16 protein-coding genes are annotated in these 17948 nt (G+C 44.7%); 10 read left to right on the top strand and 6 right to left on the bottom strand.

Annotation, left to right across the window (positions count from 1 at the left end):
- The first annotated feature begins 2 nt into the window (after positions 1-2).
- The 3 genes from F905_RS02365 (at position 3) to F905_RS02355 (ending at position 3530) form a co-directional block, all read left to right on the top strand.
- Positions 3-1064 carry a sulfate/molybdate ABC transporter ATP-binding protein gene (locus tag F905_RS02365; RefSeq protein ID WP_005176652.1) on the top strand — a complete coding sequence of 354 codons (1062 nt, stop codon included), beginning with the start codon at positions 3-5 and terminating at the stop codon, positions 1062-1064.
- Between the two features lie 54 nt (positions 1065-1118).
- On the top strand, positions 1119-2042 hold the full coding sequence (locus F905_RS02360) for a CysB family HTH-type transcriptional regulator (protein ID WP_005176651.1): 924 nt from the start codon (positions 1119-1121) through the stop codon (positions 2040-2042).
- Positions 2043-2315: 273 nt separating this feature from the next.
- Entirely contained in the window at positions 2316-3530 is a 1215-nt protein-coding gene (locus tag F905_RS02355; protein ID WP_005176650.1) for an OmpP1/FadL family transporter, read from the top strand.
- Between the two features lie 45 nt (positions 3531-3575).
- On the opposite strand, the gene carO is transcribed toward F905_RS02355, so the two are convergent.
- Positions 3576-4310, bottom strand: coding sequence for an ornithine uptake porin CarO (carO, locus tag F905_RS02350; protein ID WP_005176648.1), 735 nt, complete (start codon positions 4308-4310; stop codon positions 3576-3578).
- Positions 4311-4613: 303 nt separating this feature from the next.
- On the opposite strand from carO, the gene dapD reads away from it, so the two are divergent.
- The 5 genes from dapD to F905_RS02325 all read left to right on the top strand — a co-directional run bounded on the left by dapD (position 4614) and on the right by F905_RS02325 (position 8056).
- Complete coding sequence (dapD, locus tag F905_RS02345) at positions 4614-5435, top strand: 2,3,4,5-tetrahydropyridine-2,6-dicarboxylate N-succinyltransferase (protein ID WP_005176646.1); 822 nt, start codon at positions 4614-4616, stop codon at positions 5433-5435.
- Between the two features lie 95 nt (positions 5436-5530).
- Entirely contained in the window at positions 5531-6241 is a 711-nt protein-coding gene (gene queE / locus F905_RS02340; RefSeq protein WP_005176644.1) for a 7-carboxy-7-deazaguanine synthase QueE, read from the top strand.
- A gap of 98 nt (positions 6242-6339) precedes the next feature.
- Complete coding sequence (gene queC / locus F905_RS02335; RefSeq protein WP_005176642.1) at positions 6340-7008, top strand: 7-cyano-7-deazaguanine synthase QueC; 669 nt, start codon at positions 6340-6342, stop codon at positions 7006-7008.
- Between the two features lie 16 nt (positions 7009-7024).
- Positions 7025-7438, top strand: a complete 414-nt coding sequence (locus F905_RS02330) for a hypothetical protein (protein WP_005176638.1) — start codon at positions 7025-7027, stop codon at positions 7436-7438.
- A gap of 156 nt (positions 7439-7594) precedes the next feature.
- Positions 7595-8056, top strand: coding sequence for a peroxiredoxin (locus tag F905_RS02325; RefSeq protein ID WP_005176635.1), 462 nt, complete (start codon positions 7595-7597; stop codon positions 8054-8056).
- 75 nt (positions 8057-8131) lie between these two features.
- Here the strand turns inward: F905_RS02325 and F905_RS02320 are convergent, their stop codons facing one another.
- Both F905_RS02320 and F905_RS02315 read right to left on the bottom strand, forming a co-directional pair.
- Positions 8132-8716 (bottom strand): YceI family protein, encoded by a 585-nt coding sequence (locus F905_RS02320; protein WP_005176631.1) that lies wholly within the window; start codon positions 8714-8716, stop codon positions 8132-8134.
- A gap of 63 nt (positions 8717-8779) precedes the next feature.
- Positions 8780-9349, bottom strand: coding sequence for a nicotinate-nicotinamide nucleotide adenylyltransferase (locus tag F905_RS02315; RefSeq protein WP_005176628.1), 570 nt, complete (start codon positions 9347-9349; stop codon positions 8780-8782).
- A gap of 100 nt (positions 9350-9449) precedes the next feature.
- On the opposite strand from F905_RS02315, the gene F905_RS02310 reads away from it, so the two are divergent.
- Positions 9450-10250 (top strand): enoyl-CoA hydratase, encoded by an 801-nt coding sequence (locus tag F905_RS02310; RefSeq protein ID WP_005176626.1) that lies wholly within the window; start codon positions 9450-9452, stop codon positions 10248-10250.
- A 97-nt stretch (positions 10251-10347) separates the two neighbouring features.
- Entirely contained in the window at positions 10348-11139 is a 792-nt protein-coding gene (locus F905_RS02305; protein WP_005176623.1) for a nitroreductase family protein, read from the top strand.
- Positions 11140-11249: 110 nt separating this feature from the next.
- Here the strand turns inward: F905_RS02305 and F905_RS02300 are convergent, their stop codons facing one another.
- The 3 genes from F905_RS02300 to purL all read right to left on the bottom strand — a co-directional run bounded on the left by F905_RS02300 (position 11250) and on the right by purL (position 16668).
- Positions 11250-11567, bottom strand: a complete 318-nt coding sequence (locus F905_RS02300; protein WP_005176621.1) for a YqfO family protein — start codon at positions 11565-11567, stop codon at positions 11250-11252.
- A gap of 274 nt (positions 11568-11841) precedes the next feature.
- The gene (locus tag F905_RS02295; RefSeq protein WP_005176619.1) at positions 11842-12708 is read right to left on the bottom strand and encodes a carboxypeptidase-like regulatory domain-containing protein; all 867 of its coding nucleotides are present in this window, start codon (positions 12706-12708) and stop codon (positions 11842-11844) included.
- Between the two features lie 126 nt (positions 12709-12834).
- Positions 12835-16668, bottom strand: a complete 3834-nt coding sequence (gene purL, locus F905_RS02290) for a phosphoribosylformylglycinamidine synthase (RefSeq protein WP_005176616.1) — start codon at positions 16666-16668, stop codon at positions 12835-12837.
- Positions 16669-17948 lie beyond the last annotated feature (1280 nt).

The raw sequence follows: 17948 nt of genomic DNA, 5'->3' as shown, positions 1-17948 counted from the left end.
TCATGAGTATTCAAGTTAAAAATATTGAAAAACACTTTGGTGCATTCCATGCACTGAACAACATCTCCCTCGATTTTCCAGACGGCCAGCTGGTGGCCCTGTTAGGTCCATCGGGCTGTGGTAAAACCACCCTGCTGCGGATTATTGCCGGTTTGGAATCTGCCGATGGTGGTCAGGTGATTCTGGAAGGTCAGGATGCCACCGATGTTCACGTGCGTGAGCGTCAGGTCGGTTTCGTCTTCCAGCATTATGCGCTGTTTCGTCACATGACTGTTTTTGACAACATTGCCTTTGGTTTACGTGTACGTCCGCGTGCCACCCGTCCATCGGAAGCTGAAATTAAAAAACGCGTGACCCGTTTGCTTGATCTGGTGCAACTCGGCTTTCTGGCCGACCGTTATCCGGCGCAATTGTCTGGCGGTCAGCGTCAGCGTATTGCCCTGGCGCGTGCCTTAGCCGTTGAACCACGTGTCCTGCTGCTAGATGAACCGTTTGGTGCGCTGGATGCCAAAGTGCGTAAAGAACTGCGCCGCTGGTTACGTACCCTGCATGATGAATTGCATATCACTTCAATTTTTGTGACACACGATCAGGAAGAAGCTTTAGAAGTCGCGGACCAGATCGTGGTGATGAACAAAGGTAACATCGAGCAGATTGGCTCACCACGTGAAGTCTATGAAAAACCAGCCACACCGTTTGTGTTTGACTTTCTGGGTCAGGCCAACCGCTTTGAAGGCCAGAACAGCAATGGCCTGATTCAGCTGGGTGAAGACCGTATTCAGCTGGCCAGCGCACAACAGGGGCCTCAGGGCGAGATCATTGCCTTTGCCCGCCCGGATGAGCTGACCATTCATGCCCAGCCACAGGACAATGCCATTCAGGCCACCTTCTTACGTGAAGTCTGGATTGCCGGTAAAGTGCTGGCAGAACTGAACGACCGTCAAGGGAACTTAATTGAAATTTCCCTCACCCCAGAAGAAGCGCGTTTGCATCAGTTCCGTCCAAACCAGACTGTCTGGCTGACAGCAAGTCAATTACATTTATTTGAAAATCAAGTCGCTTAACCGCGCACCGATGGGGCATTTCAGGCCCCATCCTTTTTTGAGGGAAAAAAGGACATGAACTTCCAACAGCTCAGAATTATTCGAGAAACTGTACGCCAGAACTTCAATTTAACCGAAGCCTCTGCGGCGCTGTATACTTCCCAGTCCGGGGTGAGCAAGCATATTAAAGACCTGGAAGATGAACTGGGTGTGCAGCTGTTTATCCGTAAAGGCAAACGCCTGCTCGGTTTGACTGAACCTGGTCAGGCCCTACTCGGTATTGTTGAGCGCATGTTGGTGGATGCCGATAATATTAAACGTCTGGCCGATGATTTTAATAAAGTGGATGAAGGCACCCTAACCATTGCGACTACACATACCCAAGCGCGTTATGTGCTACCGCCCATTGTGAATTTGTTTAAAAAAGAATTTCCTAAAGTACATTTGATTTTACAACAAGCCAGCCCTGTAGAAATTGCTGAAATGCTGCTACAAGGTGAAGCCGATATTGGTATTGCAACAGAATCCTTAACCACAGAAAGCAATCTGGCCAGTGTGCCTTACTATACCTGGCAGCACAGTATTATTACCCCGCAAAACCATCCGCTAGCCCATAAAGCCGAGATCAGCATTCAGGATTTGGCGGAATATCCGATTATTACCTATCATGGTGGTTTTACTGGCCGTTCTAAAATTGACAAAGCTTTTGAAGATGCTGGTATTGATGTTGATATCGTGATGTCTGCGCTGGACGCCGACGTCATTAAAACCTATGTCGAATTAGGCATGGGCGTGGGTGTGGTCAACAATGTGGCTTATGACCAGGAACGGGATTATCGTTTAAAGCAGATTGAAACCGATATTTTTGGCCTGAATACCACCTGGCTGGCGGTGCGTAAAGGACATTTACTGCGTGGTTATGGCTATGAGTTTATTTCCCTGTGCTCACCTGAAGCTGATATTAAAGCCCTGAAAAAAGTCGCGTATCCAGAAGATTAAACACCCACAAAAAATGGAAATGAAGAGGATGGCATCAGCATCCTCTTTTTTATATCACTCCAGTTGATCTACTAAGCAGATGAACCCAATCCGCACTTATTAAATTTTATGCTAACGCTCATTTTGCACTACATCACAGCATCCCTAAAAAATGGGATAAAGATCACCTAAACCTGTTTATTTTTTCAGCAAATTCGGTTTTAATAGCTAGATAATTTTTTAATATCAATACTTTATAAATTTATAATTTAACCAAAAATTAAAGGACGGCCAATGAAGGTCTATTTTTTCTGGGTGTCGATGAGCCTGCTTTTACCAGTGCAAGCTGTCTCTGCAGCAGCGCTGGAGCAGTCCGGACAATCCATGCATATTTTTTTCCAGCCCGATCATTATGCCGAAATCTCCCTGGTGCATTTAGAGGCCGATGTCGCAGGACAAGTCGAAAATCAGGCTGCACTAGCCGAGTTAGGAATTTATGACTATTCCACCGGCAACCTGGCACCCGAGCAGCGTTTTGTTCTCGGTGGTTTTAAACTGCAGCTGAATCCAGAGTTTTCCTTTGCCCTGCTTTATGATCAGCCCTTTGGTGTTAAGGTCAACTATAACTACAACCCGGATTTTTATGGTCAACCATTAGACGTCGAAGCTGCCGACATTCGCTTTAAAACAGAAAATATTAGCGCACTTATCGGGTATCATCCGGATACGCACTGGACTTTTTATGCAGGACTCAGTCATCAGTCTTTTCAGGGAAACCTAGAGCTTTGGGGACAAAACTATTATATTTTTCATGGCTATCAGGCCTATTTCCCTGAAGATGATGCCTGGGGTTGGCTGGCCGGGGTACGCTACCAGATTCCTGAATATGCCATGAGTGCGGCGTTCACTTATCGTTCGGCCATTCATCATCAGCTAGCGGTACAGGAACAGTCCCCACAAGGCCAATTGCAGATCGTGGCGGACCAGAATACCGCGGTTCGCACACCCGAATCGCTGAATCTGGATTTACACACCGGCATCAGTGCCAATAACCTGCTCTATGCAGGTATACGCTGGGTTAACTGGAAAGATTTTTATATACAACCGACTCAATTTGGCGCCGTGATTGATGCTTACGCAACATTCGTTCCTGAAATTAAAGACTTTAAATTAATTCATTATCAGAAAGATCAATGGTCGGCCAAACTGGGCGGGTTACATCGCTGGAATGCACGCTGGATCAGTCAATTAGAACTGGGCTGGGACTCCGGGATTGGCAATCCGGCCTCGGCCCTAAATCCGGCAGATGGGCACTATAGCCTCGGCTTAGGCCAGCTCTTTTATTTTCGACCCGACAGTTTTATTGCTGCAGGAGCCTATTATTTAAAGTTTAAACAACCACATATTCAACCCAGTAATTTTGCCGGTACTCAAATTTCCAGTCTAGCCTCGGTCAATCGGGACAATCATGCCTGGGTATATGGACTAAGATTTGGCCATCATTTCTAAAGGCATAAAAAAACGAGCCGAAGCTCGTTTTTTTATAGAAATGGTTTAGAAGCGGAAGCTTACGCCCAATTTCGCCACTGGTAACCATTCATATTCGTTGTCATTGGCAATTTCACGTTCTTCAGCAGCAAGGGCTTGACCTAAAGTACGGCCATCATCACCGACTAAACCTAAAGCAGCTGGATTCGCATTTAAGTTTACAGATGGATTACCATTATAGTAGGCACCGATCTCACCAAACACACCCCAACGGTTAGTAATTGCAGGAGAGAAACCGATCCCTACATAAGGGGCTAAATCATTTTTATAAGATAAGTCACCACTAATTTGAGCACCGGTTGTACCCGCATTAAAACGTGAACCATCTACAGTAAATGACGCATTTGTACCTACGCGACGATCCAGACCATAATCATTGTCAATATAACCTACACCTGCTGCCATATAGAACCAGTTCGCCCAAGGACGAATTTCAGCATTTAAATATGCCAAGCTATTGTCCATATCAAGGTCATAGTCAGAACCATTTATAGATAAGTCATCTGACCAAGAAATATCGCCACCGTTATAACCTAAAGTTACACCTACGTATGGGTTTGCACTCCAAGAAATCGCACCACCATAACCTGTTGTACCAACTTCAGCACGAACTGCAGCGGGTTTAAAGAAAGAGAAAGTTGAAACACCTTCATCTGTCACGACTGTCTGATCTGCTGCCATTGCTGAACCTGCTGCTGTTGCAAGTACGGAAATGGCTAAAATTTTATGTAAAGATTTCATGTAATGTGCTCCTCAAAATAAAAACTTATTTTTCATGTTTAGTACTATTGTTGATAAGCACAATATAAAGAAGTTCCCGCACAGTTTTTATGCACATTTTGCTCATTTTTTGTTATTTTTTGATACAAATCTATGTTTCTTTTTGAAAGATAACTCTTTTTTGAGGCGAAAGTTTAAGCAGATGTTTCTTCTATTGAGCGAAAACATTTTTCTTTATTATTAATTTCGATCTTAGTGCCAATTTTCATCTAACCCATGTTCAATTTAGTGTAAAATCTTGAAAATTTTTTTGGAAGGAAGATCATGTCTCAGCTTTCAACGATTATTGAACAAGCGTTTGAAGATCGTGCTAATTTCACCGCGGCAGACTGCCCGGCTGAAATCCGTCAGGCAGTAGAGGAAGCTATTGCTGGCTTAGATAACGGTACACTGCGTGTAGCGGAAAAAATTGACGGTGAATGGGTTGTACACCAATGGTTGAAAAAAGCCGTTTTGTTATCTTTTAAACTGAACGACAACAAACCAATTGAGTCATGTGATCTTCGTTTCTATGACAAAGTCGACACCAAATTCAAAGGCTGGACTGAAGAACAGTTTAAAGCGGCTGGCGTACGCGTAGTACCCCCTGCAGTTGCACGTAAAGGTTCGTTCCAGGCAAAAAATGTGGTGCTGATGCCATCTTATGTCAACATTGGTGCATATGTAGATGAAGGCACTATGGTAGACACTTGGGCCACTGTCGGTTCATGTGCACAAATTGGTAAAAATGTACACTTGTCTGGTGGTGTCGGTATTGGTGGTGTACTTGAGCCGCTACAAGCCAATCCAACTATTATTGAAGATAACTGCTTCATCGGCGCACGTTCTGAAATCGTGGAAGGCGTGATTGTTGAAGAAGGTTCTGTGATTTCAATGGGCGTTTACATTGGTCAATCTACCAAGATTTATGACCGTGAAACTGGCGAAATCCACTACGGCCGTGTTCCTGCCGGTTCTGTAGTTGTTTCTGGTAGCCTGCCATCTAAATGCGGCACATACAGCTTATATGCTGCCATTATCGTGAAAAAAGTTGACGCGCAAACACGTGCGAAAACCAGCCTGAACGATTTATTACGCGAAGACTAATTTTTCTTTAGTTTAAGCGGAGCTATCGCTCCTCATCTCTACGGTTAGCAATGATCGTAGAGATTTTTGTTTTTCTACCCGGTGGTTAATTTGTTATGAGTACGCTTCGATCTTCCGCTATTCCTGTTTCTGATCCGTCTGCGGGTTTACGCATCACGGAGATCTTCTATTCATTACAAGGCGAAGCCAATACCTCAGGGCTGCCTACCGTATTTATCCGTTTAACCGGTTGTCCGCTGCGCTGTACTTATTGCGATACCACCTATTCTTTTGAAGGCGGCGAACGTCAGTCACTTGAAGCGATTATTCAGACCACGCTGGACTTTAACACACCGTATGTCTGCGTGACGGGCGGTGAACCGCTGGCACAGCCGAATGCCCTGCCTTTAATGCAGCGATTAGCAGATTTAGGCTGTGAAGTGTCTCTGGAAACCAGCGGTGCTTTAGATGTATCTAAGGTAGACCCGCGTGTTTCCAAAGTTTTAGATTTAAAAACCCCAACCTCGGGGGAAGTTGCACGGAATTTGCTTTCGAATCTGGACTATTTGACTGCGCACGATCAAATCAAGTTTGTGATTTGTAACCGTGAAGATTATGAATGGTCGAAGCAGCAGCTGGAGTTGTATCAACTGCATAAAAAAGTCAGCACCGTCTGGTTTTCCCCTGCCTTTGAAGTTGAAAATGGTGCCGCACGCATGCCGCAACTGGCCCGTGATTTGGCCCAATGGATTTTAGAAGACCATCTCCCTGTTCGTTTTCAGCTACAGTTACACAAACTGCTGTGGAATGATGAAACTGGTCGTTAATCAGGCTGCTGTATAATTGCTCTGTTTGCAAAATTAAGCTGCGAAACGCAAAGCTTTATACACAGCTCAAATTGCTTTTTATTATTTTGGAGATTCTGATGCGCCCTCGTGCCATTGTATTGTTATCTGGTGGTTTAGACTCAACAACCTGTTTAGCGTGGGCGCAAGCGCGTTATGAATGTATCGCCCTCAGTTTTCGTTATGGCCAGCGTTCAACCACTGAACTGGACGCTGCCAAAGCCTTAACCCAGCGTGCAGGTGTAGAACATCGTGTCATTAATATTGATTTAGGTAACTTAGGTGGCTCTGCCCTGACCGATCATAATATTGAGGTACCCGAGCAGGAACAGGATGGTATTCCGGTGACTTATGTGCCAGCACGTAACACCATCTTCCTGTCTTATGCACTGGCAGCAGCGGAAGTATTTGATGCAGAAGCCATTGTTATTGGTATTAACGCGGTGGATTATTCGGGTTATCCGGACTGTCGTCCTGAGTTTATTGAGGCTTTTGCCAATATGGCGCGTCTGGCCACCAAAGTGGGCGTAGAAGGAAAACCACTCAAATTTGAAACACCTTTGTTACATTTATCCAAAGCAAATATCATTCGCTTAGGTCTTGATCATGGCGTAGACTATAGTCAAACGGTGTCTTGCTACCAGGCAGATGACCAAGGACGTGCTTGTGGAAAATGCGATAGCTGTCGTTTACGTAAACAGGGTTTCCTAGACGCAGGTGTGGCTGATCCGACACGTTATATACCGTAATGACAAGGTAGAATCTATGAAGAATTTAAAATCAAACATTATCCTTTCTGCGATTGTGTCTACTGTAGCCGTATTCGCAACATCTGCTCAGGCCAACACAGACAAATTGCAACAGGCATATAAAAGCACCAATGTAAAATCGGCGCTGATTAATGTTTGTAAAGAAGAAACTGCAAAAGGTAAAAAGTTAAGCGCTGCTGAAGTCAGCAAATACTGTACCTGTGCGGTTGAAGCCGATGGCAAGCTGACCAATGCACAAAAATGGGAAATCCAAAGTACCATTAACCAGAAGAAAAGCCCAAGTACCCTTGCTTTTGTCCAAAAACAAAACAAAGACTTACAGGCATGTTTTGGTCCTCAGTTAACCGGTAAATTAAAAACCTTAACTGAAGAAGCCATGAAAGCCGCGCAAGCGCAGCAAAAGAAATAATCATATAGTTCCTCCAGAGGCCTGCATCCATTGCAGGCTTTTTTTTGCCCGGTTTGCTGCGTTCACTTTTCTCTACCGGTAATTTGTGAGAAAACGCAGGAAATTCGGTATGATAGAGGCAATTTAAAAACTGACACAATGTAAAAGGACGATGTCATGAGCGACTTGAACTTACCAAATCAGACCTTTCCGACCACCACGGCGGAAATCAATCTGGCTGAACTACAGGCTGAGTGGTTAATTGTGTATTTTTATCCAAAGGATTCCACTCCAGGCTGTACCACGCAGGCGGTAGATTTTTCTGGCCTGAAAGATCAGTTTGAGGCATTGGGTGCGACCATTCTTGGCGTGTCGCGTGATTCGGTGAAAGCGCATCAGAACTTTACCGCCAAACAGAACCTGACGATTGATCTGATCAGTGATAAGGAGGAAGTGCTGTGCCAGCATTTTGATGTGATTAAAGAAAAAAATATGTATGGCAAAAAAGTCATGGGGATTGAGCGCTCTACCTTTATTTTCCATAATGGCCAGCTGGTCAAGGAATACCGTAAAGTCAAGGCTGCAGGACATGCCGAGCAGGTACTGGAAGATTTAAAAACCTTACAAGCCAACAGTTAAACAATTGCTGGATCGGAAAAAAGCCTGATACAAGCTCAGGCTTTTAATTCACTCATCACGTCTATTGTTATCTCATTATTGAACACGCCACTGACCTTTAAGCTGAATATTGACCTTTTCTCCAACACCACCCATCGCCTTTTTCATACCGAAATCACTACGCTGAATTTGGGTTGATGATTGCACATCCAGCAATTTCGGGTTTCCTGTATTCGGTTTTAAACTGGTATGAAAAACAACCGGACGCGTCACGCCGCGTAGGGTTAAATTACCGGCAATACGATATTGATCAGGACCTAAAGCAGTAAAACGCGTGCTTTTAAAACTGACGGTTTTATATTTTTGGGCATGGAATAAGTCCTCGCCCAGAATCATATGTCTTAAAGACGGTTTACTCAGCTGCAGACTGTCCACATTTAGCACAAATTGGGTTGAGGCCTGCTGCGGTGCTTTTGGATCAAAATGCATGACTGACTGCACCTCTTTAAACTGCCCTCCGACCAGTTGCACGCCCATGGACTTAATCTCAAAACCAACTTCACTTTTTGGGGTCAAGGTCCAGCGCTCGGCATAGGCCGGGCTGATACCCAACAGCATAATAGCCGCACCCAGTAAGCATTTGGTCTTTGACCTTGCTACATGTGACGGGTTCAAGTTCATCGCTTATCTCCTTGCTACACAGCTGGCTTGCTTTATCTCGTTAACAAGATGGAGCCGGCGAGCTTAGGTGAGATTACTACGGTCTTGCGCATGATATTTGTCTTGTAATTGTTGATAAACCGGCGTGTGCTGAAAATTCTGTAAAAATTTGATTGTGCCCGGCGGGAAGGCATCGGTCCAGATTTCTCCACGAAAATAGGCTTCACGTACCGGCGTGGCAGACATGGCACCTTCCAGACTGTCAAGCTCGACCATCTCCCACTCCGGGAAAAATTGCAGATAATAGGAAGACTCATCTTTAAAATGGCCAATTAAACCGACTTTGGCTTCTGGTCCGGCCACCGTGGCCACCAGCATTTTCACCAGTTTCTGCCATTTTTCATCGTTATATACATCGACCACATGCACAAATTTGACCCGCTGCTGCTGCTCTGGGCTAAAGTTGGACAGAATCATCTGCTGGCGTTCAGCGGCAGTAAACGGATTTTTGATATTGCGTTCATCTTGTGCAGAGCCCAGTGCCAAAATCACGTTTTCACTTTGCTCCAGCGCGATTAAAATGGTCTGCATATGTGCCAGATGAAAAGGCTGGAAGCGGCCAATAAACACAAGATAATCAAATTTATAATTCATAGCACATCAACTTTTATGAACTCACCAGTTGTGGCGTCAACAATAATTTTCGCCATAATAAGCCCATAAATTCAAATTAATTGAAAGCAAGGATAGTACGATGACACTGAGCTGTATTCAACAACCCCATCCACATTTGAATGCGAATTTAGACAATGGCGTACTGACCTTAGCCATTCAGCGCCCGGAAGCCAAAAATGCCCTGTATGGTGAACTGTATCTCTGGATTGCGCAGGCACTGGACGAAGCCGATCAGAATAAAGACGTCCGCGTAGTAATTTTACGCGGAGCCGATGCTGATTTCAGTGCCGGTAACGACATGCAGGACTTCATGAAGTTTATTCAAACACCATTGCAAGGCAAAGCTGGAGATACGCCACCCTTTGTATTGCTAAAAGCTGCTGCACGTTTTTCCAAACCGCTAATTGCTGCGGTGCGTGGTGTAGCCATTGGCATTGGGGTCACGCTGTTATTACATGCAGATTTAGTCTATAGCGACAACACTGCCCTGTTCCAGATTCCATTTGTGAGCCTCGGCCTGTCCCCAGAAGGTGCGTCCAGCAAACTGCTGGTACAGCAGGCCGGTTTCCATAAAGCCGCAGAGCTGCTGCTAACTGCTCAGAAGTTTAACAGCGACAAAGCGCTAAACGCCGGTCTGGTCAATAGTATTGAAGAGGATGTATATGCCACTGCCCAGCAACAGGCGCACATTTTGGCAGCCTTACCACTGGCTTCTCTCAAACAAACCAAAGCGCTAATGAAACACAATCTGGATGAGATCATTGACTGTATTGATCATGAAGCGGAAATCTTTATGAAACGGGTCGGCTCACCGGAAATGATGGAAGCTGTACAGGCTTTTATGCAAAAACGTAAACCTGACTTTACCCAGTTTAATTAAGTATTATGCTCATCAACGTAGGTGCAATTGCCGTGCCTACGTTTTTTTATGGTTTAGCTGTTTTCTCTTTCTTTTATCTTTTTTGTGATGGTTCCCCATGTCAAATTCCTCAGATCCCTCATCTTTAAACTCTGCATCATCTTCAACCGAGAAAAAACGCTATTACGAACCGGCACCACAAGATATTGATGTCGAAAACTTTCGTAAAGTCATCACCAGTCGCCGTTCGGTACGTAAATTTACCGACAAGCCCATTCCAGCGGATATTTTAGATGCCTGTCTGGATTTAGCCTTACTGGCACCGAACTCCTCCAATTTACAGCCGTGGACCTTTTATGTGGTCCAGAATCCGGCCAAGAAAAAGCAGCTGGTCAAAGCCTGTCTGAGTCAGCTGGCAGCCAGAACTGCGGCCGAGCTGATTGTTTGTGTGGCACGCACCGACCGCATTGATGAAATGGCCAAACTCAATATTTCCGAGTTCCCGTTTCCTGAAGCGCCAGCCCCGGTAAAAAAATACTATAAATTTATTCCCTATAATTATAAAACTGGCTATTTCAATGCCTTCGGTCATTTCAAAAAAGTGGCCTTTAAAGTGGCACGTAGCTTGGACAAGCAATTGCCAGTGTCGGCATTTCATCCGGCCGATGCCAAACTGTGGGCCTCGAAAACTACCGCTTTGGCCTGTGAAAATCTGGTGCTGGCCTTACGCGCTTATGGCTTTGACAGCTGTATGATGGAAGGTTTTGATGAGCCAATGGTGCGTAAAATCTTAAAGCTGAATGAACAGCAATATGTGGTGATGGTAATTGCTGCCGGTGAACGTGCGAAAGATGGCGTGTTCTTCCCGCAATACCGGTTTGACCGGGAGTTGTTTATTCAGAAAGTTTAAACAAGATGTAAAAAGTCCCACTTTTCTTTAAGAGAGAAGCGGGACTCCTGCACAAGGGAGAGCTGATTAAAAGGCTCTCCCTCTCTGTCAGATATTCCAATATTCAATAATTAAAACTGCACATCTATCATCTGAATAAACTCGAATGCCGGTTCTTCATAAGGATGGCTATCTTTTAAGGCACGGGCTACATTTGCTGCGTTATCTTCCGGTACAATGATTTCCACCCGCCATTCCTCTACTTTTTCAAGCGTGCCGACTTCCCCAATATACGGGTCTGCGCCACGTAAGGGTTTAAATTGCCCGGTGCCCAGCACCTGCCAGGCACAGTGTTCATAATCGCCGATTCCCCCACCACCGGCTTTAAATACAGCAGCTTTGGTGGCTTCCAGATGCGATTCAGGCACATAAAAAATCAGTTTTAGCATAGTCACTCCCGGTATTGATCTATCTTTCATACCGTATTGACTGGCCTGTTGTCATCTGCTGTTTGCAAGAAATGACCTAAATCCTGAATAGCGCTACATCTGTTTGAATAGATACAGTACTGATCCCAAACAATTGCCCAGCTTTAGCTATGGGTTTGGATGAAACATGGCAATGGAATAGCGAGAATTATTGAATCTTCAAAATCGATTAGATCCTTTCTTTGCTTAGGCTATTCCATTGAGCCCATTATTTATCTCAGCAAGGTAATCTGCTTTAAATTTTTCTTAAGACACCCACAATATTCAGCATCTCAAAATTATCCTGATCGGTATCCAGGGTATGTGACTTAATTTGCACCTGAATATGATCATTCACCTGAAAATGCCTTAACGGAAAACAGTGCTCATTGGCACTATAGGCGCCCGAACTCGGACTGTCCGACAGCAATTGGGTAATACTTAAACGCAGGTCATTTTTTCTGGAGATGGAAATTTTATCCTGATTGGCATACTGGCTCTGAATACCCTTGCCATACAACTGGATACAGAGCTGGTTATACTGTTTTTGCAGTGCCTGCGTATACTGAAAACCATCACTCCAGACCAGCCCTTGTGGCGCGGTCTGAATTCGGGTTTCCGGGTTTTTCACCAGTGAATCATCACCCAGATGAATTAAATGTAGCCCCTGCTGAAACACCACATGCGCTTCGGTTAAAGGCTTGAGCTGAACCAGATGACTATGCTGATCAATATATAAATGCTGGTTCTGATGGGACAGCAACAGGATTTCCGGTTGATAGCCCTCCATCCAGACCGTGCCGGCAATATGATCGGGATAATCATATTCACGAGGCAGATATAAGGTATAGCGGCCATCAGCCTGAGAATGGGCATAATAGTTGTGTTCGCCCAGCTGCACATAGATTTTGGCTTGGGCGATAGGTTGCCCGCTGGCATCAAATACCTGACCTGAAACTGACCACTTTTCGCCTTGTGGCTGCGTACCAGACTGGGACTGGGTTAAACTGGAATGCAGCGGCTGAGCATACGTGACAGACTCCTGAATCTTGGCACTCTCACCACCACAACCGTTCAGCATAATCAAGCTGATAAAAATAGGAATGACCGTTCGCATCTGCATTTTTGTTATCCACTTTTATAATTATGCTGTTTATTGTACGGTGCCGGGCAAAATCAGCTATCCCCATTTTGGGATGAAACGCCGATAAAAAAGCCACCCGTAGGTGGCTTTTCAAAATAAGGTCAATTAACCAATGAATTTACGTGCGTTACGGAACATACGTAACCATGCACCATCTTCAGTCCATTCTTCAGGTTTCCAGGAATGTTGTACGGCACGGAAGTTACGCTCCGGGTGCGGCATCATAATCGTGGCACGACCATCTTTAGAGGTCACACCGGTAATCCCTTCTGGAGAACCGTTCGGGTTCAGTGGATAGTGCTGGGTCACATTGCCCTGACTGTCGACATAACGCAGGCTGATCTGGTTACCAGCATTTAATGCGGCAAAGTCTTCAGCGCTAGCCACAGCACGGCCTTCACCATGCGCAACCGCGATTGGCAGAATTGAACCTTCCATACCATCAAACAAAATCGAGTTTGATTTTTCTACACGCACGTTCACAGTACGCGCTTCAAACACTTCAGAGGTATTGCGATGGAAACGTGGCCAATGCTCTGCACCCGGAATCAGTGGTGCTAGTTGTGACAGCATTTGACAGCCGTTACAGATACCCACACTGAAAGTTTCTTGACGGTTAAAGAATTTCTCGAACTGGTCACGCAGTTTGGCATTAAACAGCACCGATTTTGCCCAGCCACCGCCGGCACCTAAAACGTCACCGTAAGAGAAGCCGCCACAGGTGACCAGACCTTCAAAGTCATCCAGGCTGATACGACCGGCCAGCAGGTCACTCATGTGTACGTCAACGGTGTTGAAACCGACTTTATCAAACGCAGCCGCCATTTCGACATGACCGTTAACACCCTGCTCACGCAGAATCGCCATGTTTGGACGACGGGTGTTGATGTACGGTGCTTCAACCGGCTCGTTCAGGTCATAAGTTGGCTGCGCGATAATCCCCTGATGGGCTTTATCTGCAATTAAGGCAAATTCCTGATCGGCATTTTCAACGTTGTCACGTAAACGCTGGATCTGATAAGACACTTCTGCCCATGCCTGTTGCAGGTCAGTACGTTCCAGCACCAAACCGTTTACCGCCAACAGGTCAGAGTTGTTGACTGTACCGACAACCGTAATCGCATCTTTCAATGTAGACGCTGCAACTTCAGCTTGTAATGCATCCCAATCTGTTTTGGCAATTTGTAGCACCGCACCAATTTCTTCAGCAAATAGACCTGCAACTGATTGATCTTCCAGTGCCACACCCAAGCGTGACGCAAACATCATCTCTGCAACAGTCGCTAATAAACCACCATCTCCGATGTCGTGGTAGGCTTTAATCAGGCCACGGTTATTCCAGTCTTGTACCAGCGCGAAGAAGGCTTTGAAGTCATCGAAGCTATCGACATCTGGTGTCACTGAACCAATCGCTTTGTACACTTGCGCCAGAATCGAACCGCCCAGACGGAATTGACCTTTAGACAGGTCGATACGTACCAGTACAGATTCAAGATTTTTCAGTTCTGGTGTTAATGTCTTACGCACATCAGTCACAGGTGCAAATGCAGTGATCACGCCTGACATTGGCGAAGTGACAGATTTGTCTTCACCTTCGTCATTCCAAGTCGTACGCATAGACAGTGAGTCTTTACCAACTGGAATGGCAATGCCCAGTGCCGGACACATTTCCATACCAATCGCTTTTACGCCTTCGAACAGTGCCTGATCTTCACCTTTTTGTCCTGCTGCTGCCATCCAGTTCGCAGACAGTTTAATATCGCCAATCTGGTCAATTTTTGCAGACATCAGGTTGCTGATCGCTTCAGCTACCGCTAAACGTGCAGACGCTGCCGGGTTCAATAATGCCACTGGTGGACGTTCACCCATGGCCATCGCTTCACCGGTATAACCCACCAGGCTTGTGGTTGTTACTGCAGCATCCGCTACAGGCACTTGCCATGGGCCAACCATCTGATCACGTGCCACCATACCGGTAATCGAACGGTCACCAATGGTGATCAGGAACGATTTAGAGGCAACGGTCGGGTTTTTCAGGACACGGTAAATCGCATCTTTCAGATCTGTCACTTGAGCTGCATCAAAATCATCGCCTTTACGCTCGATGCTTTCATATGAACGGCTCATACGTGGTGTACCGCCCAGCATCACCTGCATTGGCATATCCACTGGCTTGTTGCCAAAAAGTGGATCTTCAACGGTTAAATGACGCGCTTCAGTCGCTTCACCCAGTACCGCAAACGGACAACGTTCACGCGCACAGATCGATTCAAACAACGCTAGAGATTCTGGACGGATTGCCAGTACATAACGCTCTTGTGCTTCGTTAGACCAGATTTCCATTGGCGACATGCCTGGCTCAAGCGATGGAATCTTACGTAAATCCAGTACCGCACCGAGCTCATGATCGTTGACCAGTTCTGGCATTGCGTTTGAAATACCGCCCGCACCAACGTCATGCACCGATACGATTGGGTTTTCATCTTCCATGCGCCAGCAGGTATCAATTACTTCCTGGCAACGGCGTTCCATTTCCGGGTTTTCACGTTGTACAGAAGCGAAGTCCAGGCTCTCACCCATGGTACCGCTGTCTACAGAAGACGCTGCACCACCACCTAAACCGATCAGCATGGCTGGACCACCAAGCACGATGAGTAGATCGCCCGGTTGAATTGCATCTTTTTCGACATGATCCGGACGGATGTTCCCGTAACCACCGGCAATCATAATTGGCTTATGGAAGCCTTTGACTTCGCCATTGACATTTTGTTCAAAGGTACGGAAGTAACCATTTAAGGCAGGACGACCAAATTCGTTGTTAAATGCTGCACCACCGAGTGGGCCTTCAATCATGATTTGCAGCGGAGAGGCCATACGCGATGGCTTGCCGTAGTTATCTTCCCATGGCTGTTCAAAGCCTGGAATGTTCAGGTTCGATGTGGTGAAACCGGTTAAACCTGCTTTAGGCTTACCACCACGACCGGTTGCACCTTCATCACGGATTTCACCACCTGAACCGGTTGCCGCACCGGCAAATGGAGCAATTGCGGTTGGGTGGTTATGGGTTTCCACCTTCATCAGGATGTGAGCCGCCTGGCTCTTGTATTTATAAACGTATTGACCGTTTTCTTCTTGCGTTGGGTAGAAACGCTGGGTATCAAAACCTACAATCACCGATGCGTTGTCTTTATATGCTGACAATACATCGGTTGGTGATTCTTTATAGGTGTTTTTGATCATCTGGAACAAAGACAACGGCTGAACTTCACCATCAATGGTCCATTCTGAACCGAAGATTTTATGACGGCAATGCTCAGAGTTGGCTTGCGCAAACATCATCAGTTCGATGTCGTTCGGGTTACGGCCCAGTTTGGTGAAAGCTTCAGTCAGATAATCAATTTCATCTTCAGACAGTGCAAAACCAAATTCATTGTTGGCTTTAACCAGTGCTTCTTTGCCCTGACCCAGAATATCAATTGAGTTTAACGGTTTTGGTGCGGTTTCCACGAACAGTGCGGCTGCATCTGTAATGTCAGTAAACACGCTTTCGGTCATGCGGTCATGCAAGATCTGTAATGCTTCTTTAGAAAGCGCTTTTACACCTTTTAGGGTAAACAGCAATCCGCGCTCCATACGGTGCACTGGAATATTACAGTTGGCAAAAATATCCGTCGCTTTGGATGACCACGGCGAAATGGTACCGACACGTGGAGTCACTAAAATTTGGACTTCGTCACTGGCAGGCTGACGTAATTCAAAAGATGCGCCATCATTTAACAGCTCTAAAGCTGATTGTTGCTGCTGCTCGTTGAGCGCTTGGTCAAACAGATAGATCCATTGGCTATCGAAAGATTGAACAGAACTAATTGACGATAAACGTGATAATAGTTGAGTTTTCTTAAAAGAAGAATGTGCAGGTGCACCGGCCACGATAAACATGCTGATTTTGGCTCCACGGGCAGATCTTTTGGACCTCGCCACAATGTGACTTGAAGAGAGCGCATATTCTACTGTGAAATGAGCCAATCAGCTAGAGAGGAAACAAGAATACTCGTACTAAAATATTTGATATTTTTAAAATAATACTTTTATTATCAGGCAAAAGAATTGAATTTAGCCGAAAATCTTAACATAAATTGTAATAGAAAAATTAATTTTTTTTTAAGAATAGTTCTACTCAGGAAAATTGTCTTATTTTTCAACAGTTCTATAAGCATGATAAAAGCTAGTCCTAGATTGTCTGAATAGCCTGCTGCAGAACCAGAAATTAAATTTTTTGTACGAATTAATCATCCTGAAAGCTGAGTACTCATATCCACCCGAAGAGAGCGTTGCTGTCATCCGCTCAGGATCCCTTTGGTCTTTGCCTTTGTGAACCTTGAACCCTGAGACTTCACCCTCTTAGATGGGATTTTTACGTTCAATATTTCTATTATTTTTCGTCCTGTATTCTCTTGAGTTTAACTTGATTTATTCACCTAAAAGAAAGAATGAAAATATGCAAATCCAACCCTTATAATCTCCTACCACGAATATGTCACAAGAGTTTTTTCCATTATGTATTTCACTTCCTAATATCAGGGATAATCTAGTAGATAATATATAGATATTCTCAAGGAAAAAGCCCTATATAAATATCCACCCTAAAATTATCATTGCATCTATTTGATAAATGATTACTTACCTTTCATAAAAAAAACTTGTCAATAATATGAAGAAATAACATTTAAAATAAATTTCATCCAATTCATTCTACAAGAATTGGTTTAAAATATAAGCTTTGACCAACAAGTAAAAATCGAAAAAATATGAATTTTTAATTTTTGTTACTTTTTTTAACATTTTAAATTAACGCAAACTTCAACAAGTTTTAATCCAATCTATAAATTACTGTAATCCCTAAAAAAAATATTCATATATTTGACCCTGCAAAATCATAGTTTTTTATCTAAAAATCACCCCTATATCAGCAAAAAACCTTACTTCCCACTGACTTCATCAGTGAATTTGATGGTTTTATGTTAAGCTCTAGCTCAATTGCTGAGGCAAGGTCCATTTTTGGACTCACCTACGTACATCTTTTTATGCTGTGGATCAAATATCGGCTAGATATTTAAACACCAGATTTCTCATTTTCTGCAGCTTTATGCTCTGCCTGTTTTAGAGCCTTAGTCCGTCACCAAAAGATTTGTTTTTTAAAATAAAGGTGCCTCGCTTAA

This window comes from Acinetobacter sp. CIP 53.82 (assembly GCF_000369465.1).
Lineage (GTDB): Bacteria > Pseudomonadota > Gammaproteobacteria > Pseudomonadales > Moraxellaceae > Acinetobacter > Acinetobacter indicus.
This window is presented reverse-complemented; position numbering and strand designations above follow the sequence as displayed.

Excerpts from the sequence above, each read along its gene's own strand:
- F905_RS02365 (WP_005176652.1), top strand. The coding sequence starts at position 3 with ATGAGTATTCAAGTTAAAAATATTGAAAAACACTTTGGTGCATTCCAT.
- F905_RS02360 (WP_005176651.1), top strand. The coding sequence starts at position 1,119 with ATGAACTTCCAACAGCTCAGAATTATTCGAGAAACTGTACGCCAGAAC.
- F905_RS02355 (WP_005176650.1), top strand. The coding sequence starts at position 2,316 with ATGAAGGTCTATTTTTTCTGGGTGTCGATGAGCCTGCTTTTACCAGTG.
- carO (WP_005176648.1), bottom strand. The coding sequence starts at position 4,310 with ATGAAATCTTTACATAAAATTTTAGCCATTTCCGTACTTGCAACAGCA.
- dapD (WP_005176646.1), top strand. The coding sequence starts at position 4,614 with ATGTCTCAGCTTTCAACGATTATTGAACAAGCGTTTGAAGATCGTGCT.
- queE (WP_005176644.1), top strand. The coding sequence starts at position 5,531 with ATGAGTACGCTTCGATCTTCCGCTATTCCTGTTTCTGATCCGTCTGCG.
- queC (WP_005176642.1), top strand. The coding sequence starts at position 6,340 with ATGCGCCCTCGTGCCATTGTATTGTTATCTGGTGGTTTAGACTCAACA.
- F905_RS02330 (WP_005176638.1), top strand. The coding sequence starts at position 7,025 with ATGAAGAATTTAAAATCAAACATTATCCTTTCTGCGATTGTGTCTACT.
- F905_RS02325 (WP_005176635.1), top strand. The coding sequence starts at position 7,595 with ATGAGCGACTTGAACTTACCAAATCAGACCTTTCCGACCACCACGGCG.
- F905_RS02320 (WP_005176631.1), bottom strand. The coding sequence starts at position 8,716 with ATGAACTTGAACCCGTCACATGTAGCAAGGTCAAAGACCAAATGCTTA.
- F905_RS02315 (WP_005176628.1), bottom strand. The coding sequence starts at position 9,349 with ATGAATTATAAATTTGATTATCTTGTGTTTATTGGCCGCTTCCAGCCT.
- F905_RS02310 (WP_005176626.1), top strand. The coding sequence starts at position 9,450 with ATGACACTGAGCTGTATTCAACAACCCCATCCACATTTGAATGCGAAT.
- F905_RS02305 (WP_005176623.1), top strand. The coding sequence starts at position 10,348 with ATGTCAAATTCCTCAGATCCCTCATCTTTAAACTCTGCATCATCTTCA.
- F905_RS02300 (WP_005176621.1), bottom strand. The coding sequence starts at position 11,567 with ATGCTAAAACTGATTTTTTATGTGCCTGAATCGCATCTGGAAGCCACC.
- F905_RS02295 (WP_005176619.1), bottom strand. The coding sequence starts at position 12,708 with ATGCAGATGCGAACGGTCATTCCTATTTTTATCAGCTTGATTATGCTG.
- purL (WP_005176616.1), bottom strand. The coding sequence starts at position 16,668 with ATGTTTATCGTGGCCGGTGCACCTGCACATTCTTCTTTTAAGAAAACT.